This window comes from Microbispora sp. ATCC PTA-5024 (assembly GCF_000511135.2).
Taxonomy (GTDB): domain Bacteria; phylum Actinomycetota; class Actinomycetes; order Streptosporangiales; family Streptosporangiaceae; genus Microbispora; species Microbispora corallina.
Genome location: NZ_KI866522.1, coordinates 1,778,196 through 1,796,864 on the forward strand (window position 1 = coordinate 1,778,196; position 18,669 = coordinate 1,796,864).

23 protein-coding genes are annotated in these 18,669 nt (G+C 73.8%); 7 read left to right on the forward strand and 16 right to left on the reverse strand.

What is annotated here, in order from left to right; all coding sequences use genetic code 11:
• Positions 1-20: 20 nt before the first annotated feature.
• Together MPTA5024_RS07790 and pruA are read left to right on the forward strand one after the other, a co-directional pair.
• Positions 21-932 carry a proline dehydrogenase family protein gene (locus MPTA5024_RS07790; RefSeq protein WP_036323576.1) on the forward strand — a complete coding sequence of 304 codons (912 nt, stop codon included), beginning with the start codon at positions 21-23 and terminating at the stop codon, positions 930-932.
• Positions 932-2,557 carry an L-glutamate gamma-semialdehyde dehydrogenase gene (gene pruA, locus MPTA5024_RS07795; protein WP_036321115.1) on the forward strand — a complete coding sequence of 542 codons (1,626 nt, stop codon included), beginning with the start codon at positions 932-934 and terminating at the stop codon, positions 2,555-2,557. The genes MPTA5024_RS07790 and pruA overlap by 1 nt, the downstream gene beginning before the upstream one ends.
• Here pruA and MPTA5024_RS07800 read toward each other — a convergent pair.
• From MPTA5024_RS07800 to MPTA5024_RS07840, 9 genes are all read right to left on the reverse strand, one after another.
• Positions 2,545-3,129: a PIN domain-containing protein gene (locus MPTA5024_RS07800; protein ID WP_036321117.1), complete on the reverse strand. Its 585-nt coding sequence runs from the start codon at positions 3,127-3,129 to the stop codon at positions 2,545-2,547. The genes pruA and MPTA5024_RS07800 overlap by 13 nt on opposite strands.
• 18 nt (positions 3,130-3,147) lie before the next feature.
• On the reverse strand, positions 3,148-3,597 hold the full coding sequence (locus tag MPTA5024_RS07805; protein ID WP_036321119.1) for a helix-turn-helix domain-containing protein: 450 nt from the start codon (positions 3,595-3,597) through the stop codon (positions 3,148-3,150).
• Between the two features lie 168 nt (positions 3,598-3,765).
• Entirely contained in the window at positions 3,766-4,149 is a 384-nt protein-coding gene (locus MPTA5024_RS07810) for a TraR/DksA family transcriptional regulator (RefSeq protein WP_051458059.1), read from the reverse strand.
• A 41-nt stretch (positions 4,150-4,190) separates the two neighbouring features.
• Positions 4,191-5,162: an NAD(P)-dependent alcohol dehydrogenase gene (locus MPTA5024_RS07815; protein ID WP_036321121.1), complete on the reverse strand. Its 972-nt coding sequence runs from the start codon at positions 5,160-5,162 to the stop codon at positions 4,191-4,193.
• Positions 5,159-5,392, reverse strand: a complete 234-nt coding sequence (locus tag MPTA5024_RS07820) for a helix-turn-helix transcriptional regulator (RefSeq protein WP_036321124.1) — start codon at positions 5,390-5,392, stop codon at positions 5,159-5,161. The genes MPTA5024_RS07815 and MPTA5024_RS07820 overlap by 4 nt, the downstream gene beginning before the upstream one ends.
• Positions 5,386-5,814 carry a hypothetical protein gene (locus MPTA5024_RS07825; protein ID WP_036321126.1) on the reverse strand — a complete coding sequence of 143 codons (429 nt, stop codon included), beginning with the start codon at positions 5,812-5,814 and terminating at the stop codon, positions 5,386-5,388. Before MPTA5024_RS07825 ends, MPTA5024_RS07820 begins: the two co-directional genes overlap by 7 nt.
• 42 nt (positions 5,815-5,856) lie before the next feature.
• Entirely contained in the window at positions 5,857-7,140 is a 1,284-nt protein-coding gene (locus tag MPTA5024_RS07830; RefSeq protein ID WP_036321129.1) for a cytochrome P450 family protein, read from the reverse strand.
• A 20-nt stretch (positions 7,141-7,160) separates the two neighbouring features.
• The gene (locus tag MPTA5024_RS07835; protein WP_036321130.1) at positions 7,161-7,892 is read right to left on the reverse strand and encodes a TetR/AcrR family transcriptional regulator; all 732 of its coding nucleotides are present in this window, start codon (positions 7,890-7,892) and stop codon (positions 7,161-7,163) included.
• A 154-nt stretch (positions 7,893-8,046) separates the two neighbouring features.
• Positions 8,047-8,376 (reverse strand): putative quinol monooxygenase, encoded by a 330-nt coding sequence (locus tag MPTA5024_RS07840; RefSeq protein WP_036321131.1) that lies wholly within the window; start codon positions 8,374-8,376, stop codon positions 8,047-8,049.
• A gap of 159 nt (positions 8,377-8,535) precedes the next feature.
• On the opposite strand from MPTA5024_RS07840, the gene MPTA5024_RS07845 reads away from it, so the two are divergent.
• Positions 8,536-9,078 carry a copper chaperone PCu(A)C gene (locus MPTA5024_RS07845; RefSeq protein WP_051457833.1) on the forward strand — a complete coding sequence of 181 codons (543 nt, stop codon included), beginning with the start codon at positions 8,536-8,538 and terminating at the stop codon, positions 9,076-9,078.
• Between the two features lie 18 nt (positions 9,079-9,096).
• Here MPTA5024_RS07845 and MPTA5024_RS07850 read toward each other — a convergent pair whose 3' ends face one another.
• A complete protein-coding gene (locus tag MPTA5024_RS07850) occupies positions 9,097-10,263 on the reverse strand; it encodes a PP2C family protein-serine/threonine phosphatase (RefSeq protein WP_051457834.1) in 1,167 nt (388 codons plus the stop codon).
• Complete coding sequence (locus tag MPTA5024_RS07855) at positions 10,260-11,054, reverse strand: alpha/beta fold hydrolase (protein ID WP_332310601.1); 795 nt, start codon at positions 11,052-11,054, stop codon at positions 10,260-10,262. The genes MPTA5024_RS07850 and MPTA5024_RS07855 overlap by 4 nt, the downstream gene beginning before the upstream one ends.
• 118 nt (positions 11,055-11,172) lie before the next feature.
• Between MPTA5024_RS07855 and MPTA5024_RS07860 the strand changes: the two genes are divergently transcribed.
• From MPTA5024_RS07860 to MPTA5024_RS07875, 4 genes are all read left to right on the forward strand, one after another.
• Complete coding sequence (locus tag MPTA5024_RS07860; protein ID WP_036321135.1) at positions 11,173-11,589, forward strand: CBS domain-containing protein; 417 nt, start codon at positions 11,173-11,175, stop codon at positions 11,587-11,589.
• A 333-nt stretch (positions 11,590-11,922) separates the two neighbouring features.
• Positions 11,923-12,333 carry a hypothetical protein gene (locus MPTA5024_RS07865; protein WP_036321137.1) on the forward strand — a complete coding sequence of 137 codons (411 nt, stop codon included), beginning with the start codon at positions 11,923-11,925 and terminating at the stop codon, positions 12,331-12,333.
• Between the two features lie 32 nt (positions 12,334-12,365).
• Positions 12,366-12,845 carry a DUF1440 domain-containing protein gene (locus MPTA5024_RS07870; RefSeq protein ID WP_232326286.1) on the forward strand — a complete coding sequence of 160 codons (480 nt, stop codon included), beginning with the start codon at positions 12,366-12,368 and terminating at the stop codon, positions 12,843-12,845.
• Between the two features lie 10 nt (positions 12,846-12,855).
• The gene (locus MPTA5024_RS07875; RefSeq protein ID WP_036321139.1) at positions 12,856-13,656 is read left to right on the forward strand and encodes an SDR family NAD(P)-dependent oxidoreductase; all 801 of its coding nucleotides are present in this window, start codon (positions 12,856-12,858) and stop codon (positions 13,654-13,656) included.
• 124 nt (positions 13,657-13,780) lie between these two features.
• Here MPTA5024_RS07875 and MPTA5024_RS07880 read toward each other — a convergent pair whose 3' ends face one another.
• The 5 genes from MPTA5024_RS07880 to MPTA5024_RS07900 all read right to left on the reverse strand — a co-directional run bounded on the left by MPTA5024_RS07880 (position 13,781) and on the right by MPTA5024_RS07900 (position 18,583).
• Entirely contained in the window at positions 13,781-14,653 is an 873-nt protein-coding gene (locus MPTA5024_RS07880; RefSeq protein WP_036321141.1) for an LLM class F420-dependent oxidoreductase, read from the reverse strand.
• A gap of 60 nt (positions 14,654-14,713) precedes the next feature.
• Positions 14,714-15,139, reverse strand: coding sequence for a PPOX class F420-dependent oxidoreductase (locus MPTA5024_RS07885; RefSeq protein ID WP_036321143.1), 426 nt, complete (start codon positions 15,137-15,139; stop codon positions 14,714-14,716).
• 21 nt (positions 15,140-15,160) lie between these two features.
• Positions 15,161-15,898, reverse strand: a complete 738-nt coding sequence (locus MPTA5024_RS07890; protein ID WP_036321145.1) for a lysophospholipid acyltransferase family protein — start codon at positions 15,896-15,898, stop codon at positions 15,161-15,163.
• A gap of 163 nt (positions 15,899-16,061) precedes the next feature.
• Positions 16,062-17,813 carry a thiamine pyrophosphate-binding protein gene (locus MPTA5024_RS07895; protein WP_036321147.1) on the reverse strand — a complete coding sequence of 584 codons (1,752 nt, stop codon included), beginning with the start codon at positions 17,811-17,813 and terminating at the stop codon, positions 16,062-16,064.
• Positions 17,810-18,583, reverse strand: coding sequence for a cyclase family protein (locus MPTA5024_RS07900; RefSeq protein ID WP_036323591.1), 774 nt, complete (start codon positions 18,581-18,583; stop codon positions 17,810-17,812). The genes MPTA5024_RS07895 and MPTA5024_RS07900 overlap by 4 nt, the downstream gene beginning before the upstream one ends.
• Positions 18,584-18,669: the final 86 nt, after the last annotated feature.

An 18,669-nucleotide genomic window follows, 5' to 3' on the forward strand; every position in this document is an offset into this window, starting at 1 on the left:
TGCGGATTTAGCCTGTGGACATGCTCGGTTCCCTGCTTCTCGCGGGCTCGCGGAGCCCGCTGGCCCGCCGGGCGGTGTCGGGACTCCCGGTCACCCGCAAGGTCGTCGACCGGTTCGTGGCGGGCGAGACGACCGCGGACGCCGTCGAGGCGACCCGCCGCCTGACCGCCGCGGGGCTCGCCGTCACGATCGACCACCTCGGCGAGGAGGTCCGCGACGCCGCGACCGCCCGCGCCGCCGCCAAGGCGTACGTCTCCCTGCTGGACGCGCTGGCGCCGCTGGGGCTCGGCCGCCGGGCCGAGGTCTCGGTGAAGCTGTCGGCGGTCGGGCAGCGCCTCGACGAGGCGATGGCGCTGGAGCACGCCCGGCAGATCTGCTCCGCCGCCCGCGACTGCGGGTCGACGGTCACGCTCGACATGGAGGACCACACCACGGTCGACTCGACCCTGGAGGTCCTGCGGGCGCTGCGGGAGGACTTCCCGGAGACCGGGGTGGCGATCCAGGCGTACCTGTTCCGCAGCGAGGCCGACTGCCGTGACCTCGCCGGCTCTCGCGTGCGGCTCGTCAAGGGCGCCTACCGGGAGCCCGCCTCCGTCGCCTACCAGAGCAAGGGCGAGGTCGACCGGGCGTACGTCCGGTGCCTGCGCGTGCTCATGGCCGGCACGGGCTACCCCATGGTGGCCACGCACGACGACCGGCTCATCGCCATCGCGGAGCTCCTCGCCGACCGGCACGACCGCGACCGCGACGCGTACGAGTTCCAGATGCTCTACGGGATCAGGACCGACAAGCAGCTCGCGCTCGCCGAGGCCGGGTCGCGGGTGCGGGTCTACGTCCCCTACGGCGACGACTGGTACGGCTACTTCATGCGCCGCCTCGCCGAGCGCCCGGCCAACGTCGCCTTCTTCCTGCGCGCTCTGAAGGGTAAGTAATGGATGCGATCACCGACGTCCCGGTCCCGGCCAACGAGCCGGTGCACGGCTACGCCCCGGGCAGCGCCGAGCGCGCCGCCCTGGAGAGCCGGATCAAGGAGCTCGCCGGGACGGGCCTCGACCTCACGATGACGATCGGCGGCGAGAGCCGGATGGCCGGCGGCCAGCCGATCGACGTGGTCCAGCCGCACAACCACGCCGCGGTGCTGGGCCGTACGGCCGACGCGACCGCCGGTGACGTCCGGGCCGCCGTCGACGCCGCGCGCGCCGCGGCCCCGGCCTGGCGGTCGCTGCCGTTCGAGGAGCGCGCCGCCGTCTTCCTGAAGGCCGCCGACCTGCTCAGCGGCCCCTGGCGGGCGACGCTCAACGCGGCCACCGTCCTCGGGCAGTCGAAGTCGGTCCAGCAGGCCGAGATCGACGCGGCCTGCGAGCTGATCGACTTCTTCCGCTTCAACGTCTCCTACGCCCGCCGCCTGCTGGCCGAGCAGCCGCTGTCGTCGCCCGGTGTGTGGAACCGGATGGAGTACCGGCCGCTGGAGGGCTTCGTCCTCGCGATCACGCCGTTCAACTTCACCTCGATCGCGGCCAACCTGCCGTGCGCGCCGGCCCTCATGGGCAACGTCGTCGTCTGGAAGCCGTCCCCGACGCAGCAGTTCGCGGCCCACTTCACCATGCGCCTGCTGGAGGCCGCCGGGCTGCCCCCCGGGGTGATCAACATGGTGACCGGCAACGGCGGTGCCGTGTCCGAGGTGGCCCTCCCCCACCCCGAGCTGGCGGGCGTCCACTTCACCGGCTCGACCGCCACGTTCCAGCACCTGTGGCGCACGGTCGGCGAGAACATCACGGGCTACCGCGGCTACCCGAGGCTCGTGGGCGAGACCGGCGGCAAGGACTTCGTGGTCGCCCACCCGTCCGCGTCGCCCGAGGTGCTGTCGACCGCCCTGATTCGAGGGGCGTTCGAGTACCAGGGCCAGAAGTGCTCGGCCGCCTCGCGCGCGTACGTGCCGCGCTCGATCTGGTCGCGGATGCGCGACGACTTCGTCTCCCTCGCCGAGTCGCTCACGGTCGGCGACGTGGCGGGCGACCTGTCCACGTTCATGGGCGCGGTGATCGACGCCCGGGCGTTCGCGAAGCACCGGGAGGCCGTCGACCGCGCGCGGGCCACCGACTCGATCGAGGTCCTGACCGGCTCGTACGACGACTCCACCGGCTACTTCGTCCGCCCGACGGTGCTGGAGTGCTCCGACCCGGCCGACGAGATCTTCGTCAAGGAGTACTTCGGGCCGATCCTGGCCGTCCACGTCTACGACGACGCGTCGTACGACGCCGTCCTCGACCAGATGGAGGGCGTGGCGCCGTACGCGCTGACGGGCGCGGTCATCGCGCAGGACCGGCACGCCATCGCGGCGGCGACCGAGCGGCTCCGCTTCGCCGCCGGCAACTTCTACGTCAACGACAAGCCGACCGGGGCCGTCGTCGGCCAGCAGCCGTTCGGCGGCGCCCGGGCCTCCGGCACCAACGACAAGGCCGGCTCGATCTTCAACCTGATCCGCTGGGTCAACGCCCGCACCATCAAGGAGACGTTCGCCCCGCCGACCGACCACCGCTACCCCTACATGGGCTGACCGCCCTCAGCGCCCGGCAGGCGCTCGCGGGCGTGCCGCGCGAAAGCAGGCACGCCCGCGCGGCCGAGCGCGGCGACGACGTCGTACGCGGTCATGGGCGGTCGCCGCTTCCCCGCCGCCATCCGTGCCAGAACCGCCGTCACCTCGGCGGGAGCCCGGTCCAGCAGGGCGCACAGGTAGGTGTCGGGGTCGCTGACCGTCACCCCGTACCGGCCGAGGAAAGGCGCGGGGAAGTCCGCGAGATTCCAGGTGAGCAGGACGCCCGCGCGACCGGCGACGGCCGCGGCCATGTGGTGGCGATCGTCGGCGTCGGGCCCCTCCATGCGATCGAGCAGATGCTTGTAGTCCACCTCGTCGACGCGCAGGTCGTCGAAGTGCTCCCGGATCGCCGCAGTGATGCGCGACGCCGCCGGGGCCGAACGGCGCCGCTCCCGGACGATGACGCGCTCCCACTCGTCCAGCAGCCGTTCGGTCCAGACCAGCGTGTGCACCGCGTCCTCAGTCAGGGCCAGCATCAGGTCCATCAGCGAGAACGGGAACAGCACGTTCGTATCGGCGAAGACCCGTGCCACAGGCGCGTCCTCCGGAGGTCAGTAGGGCAGTTCTTCCTCTTCGGCGACCTCCATGATCCTGCGGCGGCCCTCGGCACGCCGCTCACGCCGAGCCTGGAATTCCAAGACATCCACGAGGCGGACCAGCCGATGGCGGCTGTCCGGCAACCGGTGGGACGGGATGGCCCCCTCGTCGAGCAGCCGGACCACGAACGGGCGTGACAGGCCGAGCATCCGGGCGACCTCGTTCGGGGTCAGCCGGGTCTCCACCGGCACGGCGAGGACGGCGTTGCCCCTGGCGAGATCGTGGGCCGCGGCCAGCACGAGGCTCACCAGCGACCGGGGCAGCTCGAGGTCGGTGCCGTCCGGTCCGCGCAGGACCAGCGACGCCTGCTCCGCGGCGGCCTCCACGCGGGCGAGGGTCTCGCGTTCGCCTCTGTCCGCCTCGACGCACGTGGCGGCGGCGGACAGCACGCTGGTCCGGGGCATGGCACCTCCAGGCGGGATCTTATCTGCAATAACTGTAACTGGAGGTGTGCGGCGGCGTCCACGCAAGCACACCCGCCCCGGCCGGCACGGCGCTTCTCCGGCGGCACGGACGGCTTCGCCTCTAGCTGACCGGAGCGGCGGAAGCCGCCGCACCCGCAGGGCGGGAGCTCAGCGGCGGGGGCGGGTGCAGTGGACGCAGGTGGTCGCGGCGGGACGGGCCCGGAGCCGTTCGAGGGCGATGGGCTGCCCGCAGCGCTCGCAGGTGCCGTAGCGGCCCCGGCCCAGCCGTTCCAGCGCAAGGTCCAGGTCGGCCAGCTGACTCCTGGCCTGGTCGAGCAGGGCCTGGACGTGGGCGCGCTCGAACGCGATCGTCGCGCCCTCGGGATCGTGCTCGTCGTCGACGGCCACGAGCGAGGAGGAGGCGACGATGTCGTCCCAGGCCAGCGTCAGCACCCCGACCCGGGTGACCGCGGCCGCGCGCTCCGCGGTGAGGAGATCCCGCAGGGCCGCCTCGTCCGACGCGGACAGCGCGCGGGACGGCTGTTCGGCCATCACACGGCCAGCGTACGCCGGGGTGCCGGGCCCGGCCCTCCTCACACGGTGACGACGATCTTGCCGGAGGCGTGGCCGGCGGCGAGGCGCCGGACGGCCTCGGCGGCGTCGGCGAGCGGGAAGGTGCCGGTCACGACCGGTGTGACCCGGCCCGACCCGGCGATCTCGGCGAGTAGGCGCAGGTCCTCCTCGCGCGGCAGCGACAGCAGGGAGGTCAGCCGCCGGCGCGTGAACGGCGACAGCAGCGCGGCCCGGAGCTGGCGGCCCATGCCGCCGGTCCACCTGCCGCCCGCCTCGCCGCCCATGAGGACGAGCGTCCCCCGGGGCGTGAGGGCCCGTCGCAGCCGCGACAGCGGGCGGTTGCCCGCGATGTCGAGGATCAGGTCGTACCGGGACGGCAGGTCCGCGACGTCCACGCGGGTGTGGTCGAAGACGTCGGCGGCGCCGAGCGAGCGGACGAGATCGGCCTTGCCGGGGCCGCACAGCCCCGCGACCCGCGCGCCGAACACGCCGGCCAGTTGCACCGCGAACGTCCCCACGCCGCCTCCGGCGCCGATGACCAGCACCTTCTGGCCCTCACGGACCCGGCCGCGGTCGCGCAGGCCGTGCAGGGCGGTCAGCCCGGACGTCGGCAGGGCCGCGGCCTGCTCGAACGTGAGCGCCTCCGGCTTGGCCGCGAGCCTGTCCTGCCTGGCCAGCGCGTACTCGGCGAAGGAGCCCTGGCAGACCCCGAACACCTCCTCGCCGGGCCGGAAGCGGGTCACGCCCGGCCCGACGGCCTCCACGACGCCCGCCCCGTCCATGCCGCGGACGGGGACCTTCGGCGCGCGCAGCCCGAAGCCGGCCAGGCGCAGCAGGTACGGCAGGCCGGTCGTGAGGTGCACGACCCCGGCGTCAACGCCGGCCGCGCGCACCCGCACGAGCACCTCGCCGTCCCCCGGCGACGGGATCGGGACGTCTCTGAGCTCCAGCACGTCGGGCGGGCCGTACGCGTCCTGGACGATCGCCTTCACGAGGCCTCCTCGGGCTCGTCGGGGTAGTGGAACACGTCGTCGAGCGGGACGCCGAACACCCGCGCGATCTGGAAGGCCATCTCCAGGGACGGCGAGTAGCGGCCCTGCTCGATCGCGATGACCGTCTGGCGGGTCACCCCGATGCGGGACGCCAGCTCCGCCTGGGTCATCTCGCCGTGGGCGAAGCGGAGGGCCCGGATCGAGTTGGTGACCCTGGTCGGCCTCACCACGGCCAGAAGCCGCGGCGGTAGGCGACGATCTTGGCGACCGAGCCGAGGATCGCGGACAGTACGAACGCCAGGTAGAGCACGTTGGCGATCCAGAACTGGTCGGCCCGCGCCATGGCCAGCCCGCAGGCCGCGACGCCCCCCGTCACCACGAAGGACTGGCCGATGTGGTCGCCGAACCGGTTGATCTCCCGGTCGCGCTGGTCCTTCATCCCGGCGTCCTCGGGGGCGAGGGCGGCCGCCACCGTCCGCAGCGCGATCTGGGCCGCGATGGCGCCGCCGATCGTCCCCAGCATCAGCGGCACGTACGGCACCTCGGCGAGCGGGACCGGGCCCGCCCTGCCGAGGAGGAGGACGACGTACGCCGCGTAGGCGACGGCCGAGACCGTCGCCATGATCCACGCGAGCTTCTCTTCGAAGGGCACCCCCCGAATGTAAAGCGAAACAGACCTCGTGTCTAGTTTTCTTTACATCGCGCTCCCGCTCCCGCCGTCGAGCCGCAGCGGGAGCCGGGCCAGCCGCCACGACGCGGGCAGGAGCTGGCGTTCGAGGTCCTCGGGCGGCACGGCCAGCTCCATCCCCGGGAAGCGGCGCGGCAGCGCGGTGAACGCGACCTCGGCCTCCTGCCTGGCCAGCGCGGCGCCGAGGCAGTAGTGCAGGCCGTGCCCGAACCCGAGGTGGACCTCACGCCGCCCGTCCGTCTGCCGGGTGATGTCGAGCCGCTCCGGATCGTCGAACCGGCGGGGGTCGTAGTTGGCGGACACCAGCACGGCCATCACCGGCTCGCCGCGCCCGATGCGCGTGCCGGCGATCTCGACGTCCTCGGCGGCGTAGCGGAACCGGGTGCCCTGCACCGGGCCGCACCACCGCATCAGCTCGTGGACGGCGAGAGGAGCCAGCCCCGGGTCGGCCCGCAGGGCGGCGAGCTGGTCCGGGTGGGCCAGCAGGGCGGCCGTGCCGTTCCCGACGAGGTGCGCCGTCGTCTCGTGGCCGGCGAGGACGAGCGTCAGCACCATGGTGATCATCTCGTCGTCGGACAGCCGGTCGCCGTCCTCGTCGTGGGCGCGGATCAGGCCGGTGAGCAGGTCGTCCGAGGGCTCCGCACGGCGGCGGGCGATCAGATCCCGGATGTAGCCGATCATCTCGCGCAGCGGCTCGGTCATCGCTCCCCGCCGCTGGCTGACCAGGGCCCTGCCCCATCCCCGCCAGAGGGGCCGGTCCTCCTCGGGGATGCCGACCAGCTCGCAGATGACGGTGATCGGCAGCGGGTAGGCGTAGTGCTCGACGAGGTCGACGACACCGTCCTCGGCCCGTCCGGGGAGCGCGTCCAGCAGGCGGTCGCTGATCTCCTCCACGCGGGGGCGCAGCTCCTGGACGCGGCGCGCGGTGAAGGCGCGGGAGACCAGCCTGCGCAGCCGGATGTGGTCGTCGCCGTCGGCGTCGAGCACGGTGTCGAGCACGAACCGGGCGTACTCGGCCGGGATGCCGCGGACCCGCAGCAGCTCCTCGCGGACGTTGGGGGCGTCCGTCCCCGGGACGTTCGCGGGGTCGTTGACGAAGCGGTGGTCGGACAGCACCGCCGCCACGTCGTCGTACCGGGTGATCAGCCAGATCGGCGTGCTCTGGCCGGGGAACGCGGCCCGCGTCACCGGAGTCAGCTCCCGGATGCGGGAGAACCCGCGGAACGGGTCGCGCATCAGCTCGGGGTCCATCAGGTTGACGGGGTGGCCGACCGTGCTGGGAGTGCTCATGGATGCCCTCCAGAGGCTGGTCAGATGAGTGTCCGCCTGCGCATCTCCTCGTGCAGGCGGTCGAGCAGGCGCCGGTAGGCGGCGGCGACGCGGGGCGCCGCGGCCCGCGCGGCCCCCGGGTCGCCGGGGATCTCGAAGGCCGAGCGGACGACGTGGGCGAGCATGCCGGCGGCGGCGCGAACGTCGGGCGCCGCGCCCGGCGTCATCGGCTCGATCATGAGGTACCCGGTCAGGATCGCCTCGTACGCGTGCCGCTGCAGCTCCAGCGGCTGGTCGTCGCGGACGAGGCCGTGCTCGCGCAGCGCGGAGAAGTGGGCGTCGACGGTCCGCTCGCGCACGGTCAGCAGGTCGCCGGTGTCCCGGGCGGCGCTCCTGCTCAGCGTGCCCAGCGTCTCCACATCCCCGATGAGCACGGCGCGGACGATCGGCTCCTCGTGCACCCACAGGTACGCCGACCTGGCCACGCTGCTCAGCAGGACGGCCGAGGGGTCGTCCCCCGCCTGCCGGACTAATCGGTCGATCATCCGGCTCTGGGCCCGCATCAGCACGGTCAGGAAGAGCAGCTCCTTGCCGGGGAAGTGCAGGTAGACCGTGCCCTTGCCGACCCCGGCGCGCCGGGCGACCTCCTCGATCGTCACCCGCCGGTACCCGCGGGAGACCAGCAGCTCCCCGGCCGCGTCCAGGATCCACTCGGTCCGCCGGTCGCGCCCCGCGCCCGCGGGGGCGGCCGCCCGCCGGTCGGCCTCCGTCACGACGCCTCCCTCGTGACCGGATCGACGAATCCGGTCATACAGTCGACGATACGACGCGCCGAAGCCGGGGACAACGGCGGGGCGGTCCGTCCGCGACGCCCGCCCGCCGCAGATCCCCGGGCCGGGTCTCCAGGTCTCGGGTTCGGTCTCCGGGTCAGGCCCGGTCGACGGCCATCTCGCCGAGGAGCGACCAGTCGTCCTGCGGGATCGTGGTGTTGACGATCCGGGGCGTCTCCGCGAGGTGGGCGGGCAGGGTCCGCTGGGCCTGCCGGAAATGCTCCGACCCGACGTGGGCGGCGCCCGCCTCGTCGTCCCGGAAGGCCTCCACCAGCACGTACTCCTCGGGGTCCTCGACGCTGCGCGACCAGTCGAACCACAGGCAGCCCGGCTCGGCCCGGGTGGCCCGGGTGAACTCACCCGCGATCTCGGGCCACCGGTCGGCGTACTCCGGCAGCACCCGGAACTTCGCGGCGATGAAGATCATCTCGTTCTCCTCCTCGATGTCGTACGGCCCCGATCACATCACAGCGACGTCCCCGTCCTGGCAGGCCTCCCCCGGATCGCGCGGGCCGTCCTCGCGGTAGAGGCGGCGTGGACGGGGTACGCCTGCCGGACCGGACAGGACTACCGAGCCGAGGTCGCCATGCGCCCGATCCTCACCGCGGTCCTCGCGGCCGCCGCCCTGACGGCGCCCGCCTGCTCCGACCTCAAGCAGGACGACAACAGTCAGGTGATCCCGCAGAACGAGGGCGCCAACGCCGACCTCGGGCGGGTCATGCTCAGGAACGCCTTCCTGATCGGCGGGCCTCCAGGGCGGCCGCTCCAGCCGGGGACCTCCGTCCCGATGTACCTCGCCCTGCTGAACGGCGGCGCGGCGGCCGACAGGCTGGTGTCGGTGAGCGCGCCCGGCGTGTTCCAGGGGGCGACCCTGCCCGCCGGCGGTCTCACCGTCCCTCCGAACGGGTTCGTCGGGGCGACGCCGACGCCGCAGGCGCTGATGACCGGCCTCCTCAGGCCGCTGCGGAGCGGCACCGCGATCCCTATGCGGCTGACGTTCGAGCACGCGGGGAGCACGACGGTGCAGGTCCCCGTGCTGCCCCCGACGAACTGGCGGGCCACCTACTCCCCCTGGCCCTCGGCCTCGCCCACACCGTCGCCCACCCCGTCGCCCACCCCGTCGCCGTGAGCGCCCGGAGGACCCCGGCTACGGGATCTTGAGCACGACCACCGCGATGTCGTCGCGCGGCAGGCCGGACTGGAAGTCCACGACCTCGCCCGTGAGCCGGGCGGCGATCCGCTCGGCGCTGGCGGACCGGCACTCCAGCAGCAGCGACTCCACCCGCTCCTCGCCGAAGAAGCCGCCGTCGTCGCGCCCCTCGACCACGCCGTCCGTGTAGAAGACGACGACGTCGCCGGGGACCAGGTCGACCTCGGCGTCCGCCAGCCGCACGTGCGGCAGGACGCCGAGCATGGTGCCGGGGCGGCCGACCGGGCGCACGACGCCGCCGGACAGGTGCAGGCCCGGCGGGTGGCCGCCGAGGCAGAGCGTGAGGCGGAAGCACCCGCCCGGCATGGGCCGGACCTGGGCGTACACCGCCGTCACGCACCGTCCGGCGTGCCCGTCCAGCAGGGCGCGGTTGAGCGTCGCGAGGATCGCCGAGGGGTTGGGCTCGCGCACGGGCGCGGCGCGCAGGGTGTAGCGGGCGAGGGTGGTGACGACGGCGGCCTCGACCCCCTTGCCGCACACGTCGCCGAGGGCGAGCGCCCAGCCGTCGACCATCTCGTACATGTCGTAGAAGTCGCCGCCGACCTCGTCGCCCTCGCCGGCGGGACGGAACGCGCCGGCCACCTCCAGCCCGGGGATGTCGGGCAGCGCCGGGGGGATGAAGCTGCGCTGGAGCGTGCGGGCCAGCTCGCGCGCCTCGGCCTCGGAGCGCTCGGCCCGCTGGCGGGCCCGCAGCAACTCCCGCTCGTACTCCCGCCGGTCGGTCGCGGCGAAGACGGCGATCCGGACGAGGGCCGGCCGGTCCGGCGCCTCCTGCCGCATCACCGCGTTCAGCAGCACGGGGAGCCGGCCGCCCCCGGCGAGCTTCAGGTCCACCGCGATCTCCCGGACCACGGACTGCAGCGCCAGCAGGGGGGCGAAGTGGGTCTCGTAGAAGATGCGGTCGCCCGCGGAGAGCAGGCTGTGCACCCGCACGCGCCCGGCGAGCTGGTCCCGGCGGTACCCCGTCATCTCCAGCAGCGTGCGGTTGACCCGGACGATCGTGCCGTCGGCCAGCGTCGAGATGAGGCCGCAGGGGGCGTCCTCGTACAGGTCCTCGAAGTCGCCGTCGGCGGCCCCGGGCTCGGCCGAGGAGTGGCCGCTCACCCGGCGGCCGGCAGGAACGCGCGGACGGCCGCCGCGGTCTCCTCCGGCGCGCTCAGGTTGGGGCAGTGCCCGGTCGCCCGCATCAGCACCAGCTCGCTGCCGGGGATCGCCTCGTGGACGTACCGCCCGACCTCGACGGGGGCGATCACGTCGGCCGAGCACTGCAGCACGAGCGTGGGCACGGACACCTTGGGCAGGTCGGCCCGGTTGTCCGACAGGAACGTCACCCGCGCGAACCGCTTGGCGATCTCCGGATCGGTGCGGCAGAAGCTGTTGGTCAGCTCCGCCCCCAGCTCGGGGCGGTCGGGGTTGCCCATGATGACCGGGGCCATCTGACCGGACCAGCCGAGGTAGTTGCTGTCGAGGGACTCCAGCAGGTCCTCGATGTCGTCCTCGGTGAACCCGCCCGTGTATCCCTCGTCGTCGATGTAGCGGGGCGAGGGGCCGACGAGGACCAGCGCCCCGAAGCGGTGGGGCTCGCGGATCGAGGCCAGCGCGCCGATCATGGCGCTCACGGAGTGGCCGACGAAGACGACGTCGGTGAGGTCCAGCTCCGCGCAGATCTCCAGGACGTCCCGGACGTAGCCGTCGAGGGACGAGTAGCGGTCGGGCGAGTAGGCCGACAGGTCGGAGCCGCCGGCCCCGACGTAGTCGAACAGGATGATCCTGTGGTCGCCGGCGAAGGCGGGGACGACCAGCCGCCACATGTTCTGGTCGCATCCGAACCCGTGCGCGAACATCATCGGGCGCCCGTCGGGCCGGCCCAGGATCCGAACGTTGTTCCGCGTCACGGTATTCACAGCTGATTCTACGTATCCCACGATCGACTGGAACAAACCGAACGGTGCCGTGTACGGCGGGGGATGAGGGGTAGCCGGATTCCGCACCATTTCGGACGGAAGGAGTGACATGACGGTCGCACGCGAGATCATGACCCCCGGCGCGGAGTGCGTGAACGAGGACGAGAGCGTCCTCGACGCCGCCGCGAAGATGGCCCGCCTCGACGTCGGCTCCCTGCCGATCTGCGGCACCGACGACCGCCTCAAGGGCATGCTGACCGACCGCGACATCGTGGTGAAGGTCCTGGCCAAGGGCAGGGACCCGAAGTCGTGCCTGGCCGGCGAGCTCGCCCAGGGCGAGGCCGTCACCATCGGCGCCGACGACGACGCGGCGGAGATCCTGCGCACGATGGCCTCGTACAAGGTCCGGCGGCTGCCGGTCATCGACGGCCACCGCCTGGTCGGCATCGTGGCGCTGGCCGACGTGGCCCGCGCCCTCCCCGACTCGCCGGTGGGCGACCTGGTGGACGCGCTGACCACCGACTGACCGCCCGCGCCGTCCCGGCAGGGGCACGCACCGCACGCGTGACGCGGGCACACCCCGCCCACCTCGGGCCACGGACCGCACGCGTGACGCGGGCACGCACCGCCGCGAAGCCCCGGCCGCCCGGCCGGGGCTTCGCGCGTCCCACCGTGGCCCCGCGCGTCCCGCCACGGCGGCTTCGGCGTCGACGGCCGATCCGCGCGGTTCCCGTTTGGCCCGCCGGAGGAGGGTATGGCGCCCGTACGCCGCCGCGGCACGTCCCTCCCAGGCCGCCGTGACGGCACCCGTACGGCCCGGGGCGTCCCGGCGCCGCGCGACCGAGGAGCGGAGGCGGCGATGAGCGACAACGAACGGCCGGGGAAGCGGGAGCGCTTCCTGTTCGACTTCGACCCGCGTTACTCGCCCGTGCTGACGGTCCTGGGCGTGACGCCCGCCACGGCGGGAGTGCTGGTCGGCCGGGACACCCTGCGGGTCCGCTTCGGGCCCTGGGTGGTCGAGACGTCCCTGGACAACGTCGTGGGGGCGGAGACGACCGGGCCGTACACGCCGTGGAAGGCGATCGGCGCGCACGTGTCCCTCGCCGACCGGGGGCTCACGTTCGCCACCAACACGCGGAGCGGGCTGTGCGTCCGCTTCCGCGAGCCCGTGCGCGGCGGCGACCCGTTCGGGCTGCTGCGCCATCCCGGGCTCACCGTGACCGTCGCCGACCCCGCGGCGCTCGCCGGACATCTGTCCACGCGGCGGTGACGCCCCCTCACGACAAGACAGGAGGAGCGGCAGTGATCCCGGTGATCCGCCACGTCGCCCGCGGCGCCGCGGCCGGCCTGCTCGCCACCGGCGCGATGAGCGCGGTGATGCTCGCCGGCGAGCGGGCCGGTCTGCTGCCGGGCCAGCCGCCCAGGCACATCGTCCGGGCGGCCCTCCCCGGCCACCGGCGACGCCCCAAGAGGGGCGAGAAGGCCCTCGGCGCCGGCGCCCATCTGGCCTTCGGCATGGGATCCGGCGCGCTGCTCGGGCTGCTGGCCCGGGACGGCCGCGTCCGGCTGCCGCTCGGCGTGGGCTACGGCCTGCTGATCTGGGTGACCAGCTACGAGGGCTGGGTCCCGGCCATGGACATCCTTCCGCCGATCTCCCGCGACCCCGAGCCGGGCCGCCCGGCCGTGATGGCGGCGGGCCACGTGGTGTACGGCGCCACGCTGGCCCTGGCCCTCAACCGGCTCCGCCGGCGGGGGACGGCGCAGGCAGCAACGCAACCATAGGGAGCACGACATGACGACACCGACCAGGCCGCTCGCGCTCGTGACCGGAGCCTCGAGCGGCATCGGCCTCGAGCTCGCCCGGCAGTTCGCCCAGCACGGGTACGACCTCGTGATCACCGCCGAGGACGCCGAGCTCGCCTCCGCCGCGCTGTCCCTCGAGGAGTACGGCGGCCGGGTGACCGCGGTGCCTGCCGACCTCACCGAGTACGACGAGGTGGAGCGGGTCTACGCCGAGAGCACCTCCGCCGGGCGGCCGCTCGACGCGGTCGCGATCAACGCGGGCGTGGGCGCGGGCGGCGCGTTCGCCGGCGGCACCTCGCTGCGGGACGAGCTCAGGGTCATCGAGCTCAACGTGACCTCCGCCGTCCACCTCGCCAAGCGCGTGGCCGAGGGCATGGTCGACCGGGGCGAGGGGAGGATCCTGTTCACCTCCTCGATCGCCGGGCTGATGCCCGGGCCGTTCGAGGCCGTCTACGCCGCCTCCAAGGCGTTCGTCCAGTCGTTCTCGCAGGCGATCCGCAACGAGCTGAAGGACTCCGGGGTCACGGTCACGGCGCTGCTCCCCGGCCCGACCGACACCAAGTTCTTCGAGCGGGCCGGCATGGAGGACACCAAGGTCGGGTCCGGCTCGAAGGACGACCCCGCCGAGGTGGCCCGTCAGGGCTTCGACGCGCTGATGAAGGGCGACGACCGGGTGATCGCCGGCTCGTTCATGAACAAGGTCCAGGGCGCGGCGAGCAAGGTCACGCCCGAGACCGTGAAGGCGGCCATGCACCGCCGCATGTCCGAACCCGGCTCCGGCGACAAGTGAGCACGCCTGACACCGCCGCTGCGGGGCCGCACCTTTCGTGACCGGACCGCCGGAACGCGGACGGCCGTACCGCGCAGTTACGGCAGGGGGCGGCGGAGACCGCCGCCCCCTCCGCGTCCCGCGGTCAGAGGGACGCGACGGCCGGGATGACCTCGGAGCCGATGACCTCCAGCGGTTCCAGCCGGTGGGCGTCCTGCACGGCGCCGAGCGCCTCCCCGAAGCCGAGCTCGGCGAGCCGGCCCAGGTCGTCGACGATCCGCTGGGCGTTCTCGCCCTTCTCCCCCGCGTCGAACCGGTAGTAGACCGTCTTCACGATGTCGTCGTAGTCGCGGCCCTCCGCCTCGCAGTGGGCGCGCAGCACGTCGAGCTTCCTGGCGAGGTCCGGCGTCGGGAACAGGTTGCAGGCCTGGGCGTACCGCGCCACCAGGCGCAGCGTCTTCTTCTCGCCGCCGCCCCCGATCAGGATCGGCGGGTGCGGGCGGGTCAGCGGCTGCGGCCGGTTGAGCGGCCGCTCCAGCTGGTAGTGCCGCCCGGTGTACGGCTGCTCGTCGCCCGCCCACATCCGCAGGCAGATCTGGATCGTCTCCTCGAGCCGCTCGAACCGCTCGGCGACCGGCGGGAACGGGAAGCCCAGGCCGCGGGACTCCTCCTCGTTCCACGCCGCGCCGATGCCGAGCCAGGAGCGGCCGCCGGACAGCACGTCGAGCGTGCTGATCGTCTTGGCCAGCAGGCCGGGCAGCCGGTAGACGGTCCCGGTGACGAGCGTGAGCAGCTTGGCGCGGGACGTGTGGCCGGCCAGGTAGCCGAGCGTCGTGTAGGCCTCCAGCATGTCGTTCTCGGGCGGCCCGACCACGCCGATCTGGAAGAAGTGGTCCATCACCGCGATGGTGGCGAAGCCGGCGTCGTCGGCGGTCCGAGCGATGGCCGCCAGGTCGGCCCCGAGCGTCGGGGGCCCGCCGGGATACGTGAAATCGGGGATCTGCAGTCCAACCTTCACGAAGCACCTCCTTATTACATGCTTACACGACAGCGGGCGCCGAGCGACACGCCTCGGCGATCAGCTCGCGACGTCCCGGTACGCGATCACCTTGCCGATCCGGAGCCGCACGAGGAACTCCCCCGGGACTCCGTTGCGCTCGCCGTACTCCCGGGCCCGCTCCTCGCCCATGTACCGGCCGCCGATCACGGTCGCCCAGTGCCGCAGTTCCTCCGGATCGGCCGACAGCGCCGCCTCCCCCTCGATCATGACGTACGAGTAGGGTGGCCGCTGGTCGTCGACGCAGAGGGTCGCGCGGGGGTCGCGGCGCAGCACCTTGGCCTTCACGCCGGACTCGTGGGTGGTGAACACCACGTCGTCCCCGTCGAGCGCGAACCAGACGGGCGTCACGTGCGGCCGTCCGCCGGCCCGCGTGATCCCCAGCTTGCCGGTCCGGGTCCCCTCCGCGGCGAACGCCCGCCACTCGGCGTCTGTCATCCGTTCCATGACTCGACCCTAGGCCGCGCGCTACGCCCTCGGACGCCTGCCCTCCGCGTCGAGGGCGGCCGCCTCCTCCGGGGTGGGCGCGGTGCCGCCGAGGTGGGCGGGCTGCCACCACACGCCCTTGGGCTGGTCGGGGTAGGCCCGCTGGGCCTCGTCGAGCAGGGCGGACATGCGGCGGCGCAGGCCGGCCGTGAGCTCGGCGACGTCGTCGCCGGGGGCCGGGTGCGTGGGCTCCCCCACCAGGATCGTGATCGGCACATGACGCTGCAGCAGCCGGCGGGGCCGCCCCTTGGTCCAGAGCCGCTGCCCGCCCCACAGCGCCACGGGGATCAGCGGCACCCCGGCCTCGGCCGCCATGCGGATCGGCCCGTTCTTGATGTCCTTGACCGTGAACGACCGGCTGATCGTCGCCTCGGCGAAGTTGCCCACCACCTCGCCCGCCTCCAGCGCCCGTACGGCCGCCTGGAAGGCGTCCGCGCCGGCCGACCGGTCCACCGGGATATGGCGCATGCCCCGCATGAGCGGCCCGGAGACCGGGTGGGAGAACACCTCCTTCTTCGCCATGAACCGCACCAGGCGGCCCGAGGGGAGGGCGGCCAGCCCGGCGAAGACGAAGTCGAGGTAGCTGACGTGGTTGGCGACCAGCACGGCCCCGCCCGTGCGGGGGACGCGGTCGGCCCCCTCGATCCCGATGCGCAGGTCGAGGAGCCTGAAGGCGGTCAGCGCGGTGCGGATGACCGGCCGGTACACGAACTCAGCCATGCCTGGAACCGTAACCTACTGGAGCGTAACCCGCGCCCCTCGAAGGAAGCCCGGTCGCCGCGCAGCCTCGGCGCCGCGCAGCCTCGGCGCCGCGCAGCCTCGGCGCCGCGCAGCCTCGGCGCCGCCGACCTCCGGCGCCGCGCACCCTCGGACCCGTGGGCCCTCAGTGGCCGCGGAACGCCTCCTCCAGCCACCACGAGGGCGCGTCGCCGGTGACCTTGGCGTGCACCACGAGCGGCCGGTCGCGCGGGCCCTTCAGCCATTCGGCCACCCCGCCGAGGTCCCGCTCGTCCCGCACGGTCACGGCCGCGCAGCCGAAGCCCCGCGCGATCTCCGCGATGTCGACCGGCGGGAACGTGACCGTCTCCAGCGGGAAGCCGTGCGGCCCGAAGTGGTGCACCTCCGCGCCGTACGCCTCGTCGTCGTAGACCACCACGACCATGGGCAGCCCGAGCCGCACGACGGTCTCCAGTTCGGCCACGCTCATCAGCGCTCCCCCGTCGCCGAGCGCGGCGACCGGCAGCCGGTCCGGCTGCGCGAGGGCCGCCCCGATGGCCGTGGCGAGGCCGAGGCCGATCGCCTGGAACGCCTGGGTGAAGCAGAAGGCGCTCCCGTCGGGCACCGCGAGGAACATCGACGGGTACCCCATGAAGTTGCCGGAGTCGACCGCCACGACCCGCTCCGCCGGGAGGAGGTCGTCGAGGCCGATCGTCAGCGTGCGGGGGTCGATGCGCCCGCCGCCGGTCGCGTCCTCGTACGGCACGTCGCGCCAGCGCACCTCGCGGGCGATGCGCTCGGCGAGCCCGGGGCTGCGGTAGCCGCGGGAGGACGGGTCGCCGGCCGGGGCGAGGCCGTCCACGAGCGCCCCGACCGCGCGGGCCGTCTCCCGGACGTCGCCGATCACCCCGAGGTCGACCGGCCGGTTGACGCCCAGGGCGTCGGGATCGAGGTCGACCTGGACGACCGTCGCGTCCGGCCCGATGAGCGCACCGTGCCGGGTGGTCCACATGGTGAACGAGCAGCCCCAGCCGACCACCAGGTCGGCGCCGCGGACCAGCTCGGCGGCCAGCGGCGAGGCGAACCCGCCGATGACGTCCAGGTCCCAGGGGCTGCCGTGGAAGTGGCCCTTCGCGACGGCCGACGTGGCGAACAGCGCGCCGACCCGCTCGCCGAGCGCCTCCAGCTCCCGCCGGGCGCCGCGCGCGCCGCGGCCCGCGACGAAGACCGGCCGTTCCGCGCGGGCGAGCAGCCCGGCGAGCCGGGTCATCGCGTCGGACGGCTCTTCCGGCAGGTCCTCCGGGTCGCCCCCCGACGTGTCCCGCTCGGCGGGGAAGGTCAGGCCCCACGGTCCCGCTATCCGGCTCGCGGCCTCCCGGTGGGCGCCGCCCGGGCCCGCCCGCAGGTCCCGTACGGCGTGCACGGCCTCCTCGGGCAGTTCCTCGGCCTGGACGTCGAGGGGCAGGGTGAGCACGACCGTGCGGCGGCCGAGCAGGGCCGCCAGGTAGGCCATGACGGTGTCGTCGACCACCGTCTCCGCCGACCCGACCCGGGCTCCGTGGGCGCCGACGGCGGCGGCCAGGGCGGCCTGGTCGAGGGCGAAGTTGGACCGGGCCGAGGCCGCCTCGGGGGCCAGCACGAGCAGCGGGGTCCGGCTCTTGGCGGCCTCGGTGATCCCGGTCAGCGCGTTGGTGAGCCCGGGGCCCTGGTGGACCGTCAGCACGGCCACCGTGCCGCTCATCCGGGCGTAGGCGTCGGCCATGGTCGCGGCGCCGCCCTCGTGCCGGGCGGCGACGTATCGCACGCCGCCGGCGACCAGGGCGTTGGTGACGTGGAAGTTCCCGCTGCCGACGACGCCGAAGGCGGCCCGCACGCCGAGGGAGGCGAGGACGGCGCCCACGGCCTCGGCGACGTTCACCGCTCCACCAGCGCGAGGACGCGGGCCGGGCTGCCGGAGCCGCCGGTGATGGGCAGCGGCCCTGCGAGGATCACCGCCCCGGTCGGCGGCAGCCGGTCGAGGTTGCGCAGCTGGGTCAGGCCGTACTTGCCGGCCCCGAGGAGGAACGAGTGGCACGGGAACGCGGGGTCGAAGGAGTGCGCGGCCCCGGCGTCGGTGCCGACCGTCTCGACGCCGATCCCCAGGATGGGCGTCTCCTCCGCCAGGTAGCGGGCGCACGCGACCGAGATGCCCGGCGTGTGGGGGCCGGTGTCGTCGGCGTTCAGGAACTCCGCCTGGTCGTTCGCACGGGCGTCCCAGCCGGTGCGGTAGAGCAGCCAGCCGCCGTCCGGCAGCGGGCCGTGCTCGCGCACCCAGGCGTCGACGTGCTCGACCTCCAGCAGGAAGTCGGGGTCGGCGGCGGCCTCGGCGGCGAAGTCGAGCACCACGGCGGGCGCGACCAGCCGGGACGGGGGCACCTGGGCGACGTCCTCGCCCTCCCGCGCCGTGACCCAGTGGATCGGCGCATCGAAGTGCGTGCCGGTGTGCTCGCCGGTGGTGAAGTTGTTCCAGTACCACGCCGGGCCGCGGTCGTCGTACCGGCTGATCTCCTGCAACGTGAACGGCACGGTCTGCCCGAACGGCTCGGGCAGGGTCAGGATCGGCGTCTTCTCCCCCAGCGGCGCGGTCAGGTCGAGCACCTCGATCCCGCCGCCTCTGACGGCCTCCACCAGATCCCGTAACAGCGACATGCCGCCTCCCATCGGTCAGGACGCACAGATCCTCCTACACAGCGCGGGCGGAGCGCCATATGCGGCGGCCACACCGCACGGTCCGG

What these genes read in the sequence shown, in the direction of transcription:
- MPTA5024_RS07790 (WP_036323576.1), top strand. Translation starts at nt 21, where the DNA reads ATGCTCGGTTCCCTGCTTCTCGCGGGCTCGCGGAGCCCGCTGGCCCGC.
- pruA (WP_036321115.1), top strand. Translation starts at nt 932, where the DNA reads ATGGATGCGATCACCGACGTCCCGGTCCCGGCCAACGAGCCGGTGCAC.
- MPTA5024_RS07805 (WP_036321119.1), bottom strand. Translation starts at nt 3,597, where the DNA reads ATGCCCCGGACCAGCGTGCTGTCCGCCGCCGCCACGTGCGTCGAGGCG.
- MPTA5024_RS07810 (WP_051458059.1), bottom strand. Translation starts at nt 4,149, where the DNA reads ATGGCCGAACAGCCGTCCCGCGCGCTGTCCGCGTCGGACGAGGCGGCC.
- MPTA5024_RS07830 (WP_036321129.1), bottom strand. Translation starts at nt 7,140, where the DNA reads ATGAGCACTCCCAGCACGGTCGGCCACCCCGTCAACCTGATGGACCCC.
- MPTA5024_RS07840 (WP_036321131.1), bottom strand. Translation starts at nt 8,376, where the DNA reads ATGATCTTCATCGCCGCGAAGTTCCGGGTGCTGCCGGAGTACGCCGAC.
- MPTA5024_RS07845 (WP_051457833.1), top strand. Translation starts at nt 8,536, where the DNA reads ATGCGCCCGATCCTCACCGCGGTCCTCGCGGCCGCCGCCCTGACGGCG.
- MPTA5024_RS07860 (WP_036321135.1), top strand. Translation starts at nt 11,173, where the DNA reads ATGACGGTCGCACGCGAGATCATGACCCCCGGCGCGGAGTGCGTGAAC.
- MPTA5024_RS07865 (WP_036321137.1), top strand. Translation starts at nt 11,923, where the DNA reads ATGAGCGACAACGAACGGCCGGGGAAGCGGGAGCGCTTCCTGTTCGAC.
- MPTA5024_RS07875 (WP_036321139.1), top strand. Translation starts at nt 12,856, where the DNA reads ATGACGACACCGACCAGGCCGCTCGCGCTCGTGACCGGAGCCTCGAGC.
- MPTA5024_RS07885 (WP_036321143.1), bottom strand. Translation starts at nt 15,139, where the DNA reads ATGGAACGGATGACAGACGCCGAGTGGCGGGCGTTCGCCGCGGAGGGG.
- MPTA5024_RS07890 (WP_036321145.1), bottom strand. Translation starts at nt 15,898, where the DNA reads ATGGCTGAGTTCGTGTACCGGCCGGTCATCCGCACCGCGCTGACCGCC.
- MPTA5024_RS07900 (WP_036323591.1), bottom strand. Translation starts at nt 18,583, where the DNA reads ATGTCGCTGTTACGGGATCTGGTGGAGGCCGTCAGAGGCGGCGGGATC.